3 protein-coding genes are annotated in these 3,260 nt (G+C 52.6%); 2 read left to right on the plus strand and 1 reads right to left on the minus strand.

Going from position 1 to position 3,260, the window contains the following annotated elements; all coding sequences use genetic code 11:
* Positions 1-626, plus strand: a 626-nt coding sequence (locus tag NTH01S_RS01255; protein WP_157070823.1) for a chorismate synthase, incomplete at its 5' end; no start/stop codon positions are given.
* 178 nt (positions 627-804) lie between these two features.
* On the opposite strand, the gene NTH01S_RS01260 is transcribed toward NTH01S_RS01255, so the two are convergent.
* Complete coding sequence (locus tag NTH01S_RS01260; RefSeq protein ID WP_068168194.1) at positions 805-1,236, minus strand: OsmC family protein; 432 nt, start codon at positions 1,234-1,236, stop codon at positions 805-807.
* A gap of 375 nt (positions 1,237-1,611) precedes the next feature.
* Between NTH01S_RS01260 and NTH01S_RS01265 the strand changes: the two genes are divergently transcribed.
* On the plus strand, positions 1,612-3,260 hold a 1,649-nt coding region (locus NTH01S_RS01265; RefSeq protein WP_068168197.1), incomplete at its 3' end, for a ribonucleoside-diphosphate reductase subunit alpha.

Genomic DNA, 3,260 nt, shown 5'->3' on the forward strand with positions numbered 1-3,260 from the left:
AAGAGCTTTCCATCCGTGCCGCTTTGGTGGGCATTGGTGACCAGACCATTAACCGGCAGAAATGGGACTGGGCGGAGACAGAGCGTAATCCGCTTTGGTGCCCTGACGCCGGTGCTGTAGAGGGTTGGCAATCTCTCTTAGATGATGTCCGTAAATCAGGCTCATCTATTGGGGCTGTGGTTGAAGTAGTGGCGGAGCATGTGCCTGCGGGGCTTGGCGCACCTATTTATGGCAAATTAGATGCTGAACTCGCCTCAGCGCTGATGGGTATTAATGGCGTTAAAGGCGTCGAAATCGGGGATGGCTTTGCTGTCGCAGCTTTGCGCGGTGAGCAAAATGCAGATCCGATCCGGCCTGGCCCTGTCTTTGAGGCCAATCATGCGGGTGGTATTCTCGGTGGCATTTCAACTGGCCAGCCTGTTGTCGCGCGTTTTGCTATTAAGCCGACCAGTTCGATCTTAACGCCTGTGCCGAGCATCACCAGTGAGGGTGAGGCTGTGGATGTGATGACGAAGGGGCGTCATGATCCGTGCATTGGTATTCGTGCTGTGCCGGTGGCAGAAGCGATGATGGCGTGTGTCTTGGCAGACCATGCGTTGCGGCACCGAGGGCAGTGCGGGTCATAGTTTGGCGCCACATTGAGTGAGAACACACACACACTCTCTCTGACGCGCGTTATATAAAAGGTAGAGCTTGGGCTGTTATGCCTGCTGAAGCTTCAGTACTGCATGATGTATGAGAATGTGTAGTCGTGTGGGCGCTGATGCGGGAATATCCGTCTCAGAGCCCACACGGTCTCATTTTTTATTCGTTCAATGCGGCGTCGAGGGTGATCTCTGCATTGATGACTTTTGAGAGTGGGCACCCAGCTTTGGCGGTATTAGCCAGTTCCAAAAACTGCTCTTCTGTGGCTCCGGGGACTGTCGCGCGGAGTGTCAGATGTACTTTGCTGATCGCAAAACCATCTTTGACCTGATCAAGGGAGACGGTGGCTTTTGTATCTAAAGCTGTAGCGGTGAGGCCTGCATTCCCTAGAATAAGTGAAAGGGCCATCGTGAAGCATCCAGCGTGGGCCGCACCGAGGAGTTCTTCTGGGTTGGTGCCGGGTTTGTCTTCAAAGCGCGTGTTGAAGCCATAGGGCTGCTCAGAGAGGGCGCCGCTTTGCGTGGAAATAGTGCCCTTACCGTCTTTGATGCCGCCGCTCCAGTGAGCAGATGCTGTTTTGGTGATGGTCATGTGCTTAGACTCCAACCATTGAACTTACGGTGTAACGTTGCTTTCAACGCGATGATACGCTGAGTGTTTCGCTATAAAAAAACATGATTTTGTGATCATGGTGTGGTGCGTGAAGCCATGGCTGTGGATGGTGGCGCTTCTGTGGCGGTTTTCCAAGGGAACTACCATATCTAGTCCTGTGGATGACTTTAACCCCTAGATATAGGGGTGGTCCCAGACACAATCAGATGGTCTTTGCAAGCGAAGAGTTTGCTTGCGGCGCACCTATAAGGTGTGGAATTGAGGGGGCAGAAATTCAGAAAAACATGACAAGACGTGGCGCCAAGAATGAGTATTCCTTGGGCCTCCCTTGTTGGGAAGCGGTGGAGATAACGCATGAGCCTGCATGACGAGACCTTGGAAGCATCAACGGATGTCCAGCGTTCGAGTGACAGTGCTCATAGTGTACAGCCGCCTGTAGACCATCCATTTGGTGATGATGTCGCATCTCCTCAGGACAATGCTGAATTGTTTGATGATGTGGTGCAGTTGCCGGGGCATCATGCGGTTCGTGTTGATCATAGCCGTGACCGTTTATTGACGGATTTTGGTAAGGCAACACTCGATAACCGCTATCTTTTGCCGGGCGAGCGCTACCAAGATATTTTTGCGCGTGTGGCATCTTATTACGGTGCAGATGCCGGGCATGCGCAGCGTTTGTATGATTACATCTCACAGCATTGGTTCATGCCAGCGACGCCGATTCTATCCAATGGCGGGACATCGCGTGGTTTGCCAATTTCTTGCTTCTTGAATGAGGCGGAAGACAGCCTTGAAGGGATTGTCGGGCTGTGGAACGAGAATGTTTGGTTGGCCTCCAAGGGTGGTGGGATTGGCTCTTACTGGGGTAATTTGCGTTCTATCGGTGAAAATATCGGTAAGAATGGCAAGACGTCAGGGGTTATTCCGTTCATCCGTGTGATGGATAGCTTGACCCTAGCGATTTCGCAGGGGTCTTTGCGTCGTGGTTCTGCTGCGGTGTATCTGCCCGTCTGGCATCCAGAGATTGAAGAATTCACGGAAATTCGCCGCCCGACGGGGGGGGATCCGAATCGTAAGGCTCTGAACCTGCATCACGGTGTTCTGGTCACAGACGCATTCATGCGGGCTGTGGAAAAGGATGAGGAGTGGGCGCTGCTGTCCCCGAAGGATCACAGCATCATCCGTAAAATTTCAGCGCGTGGCTTGTGGATCCGAATCCTAACGGCGCGTATGGAGCAGGGTGAGCCTTATGTAATTTATTCTGATCATGTGAATCGTGCGCGCCCAGAGCACCATAAATTGGCCGGTTTGGAAGTGAAAACATCCAACCTCTGTGCTGAGATTACTCTGCCGACGGGCATTGATCATCATGGTAAGAACCGTACGGCTGTGTGCTGCTTGTCGTCTCTTAATCTTGAGACATGGGATGAGTGGAAGGATAACCCGCAATTTATCGAGGACGTGATGCTGTTCCTCGATAACGTATTGCAGGACTTTATCGATCGTGCGCCTGACGATATGGAAAAGGCGCGTTATGCGGCTATGCGTGAGCGTTCCGTCGGGCTTGGGGTGATGGGCTTCCACTCCTTCTTACAGGCGCGGATGATCCCGTTTGAGAGCGTGATGGCGAAGGTTTGGAATCGTAAGATTTTCCAGCACATTCGTACACAAGCAGATGCGGCATCACGTCATCTGGCGGAAGTGCGCGGCGCCTGCCCGGATGCGGCGGAATATGGCATTCAGGAGCGTTTCTCACACAAATTAGCGATTGCACCGACGGCGTCCATCTCCATTATTACAGGCAATGCAAGCCCGGGTATTGAGCCGATTAGCGCCAATGTCTTCTTGCAAAAAACGCTTTCAGGGTCGTTCTCAGTGCGCAACCGTCATCTGACCACGTTGCTTGAAGAGCGTGGTCAGAACACTGACAAGGTGTGGTCTGACATTACGTTGAGTAAGGGGTCTGTGCAGCATTTGGACTTCCTGACGCAGGATGAGAAGGA

This window comes from Neokomagataea thailandica NBRC 106555 (assembly GCF_001598495.1).
Taxonomy (GTDB): domain Bacteria; phylum Pseudomonadota; class Alphaproteobacteria; order Acetobacterales; family Acetobacteraceae; genus Gluconobacter; species Gluconobacter thailandicus_A.

What these genes read in the sequence shown, in the direction of transcription:
- NTH01S_RS01260 (WP_068168194.1), bottom strand. Translation starts at nt 1,236, where the DNA reads ATGACCATCACCAAAACAGCATCTGCTCACTGGAGCGGCGGCATCAAA.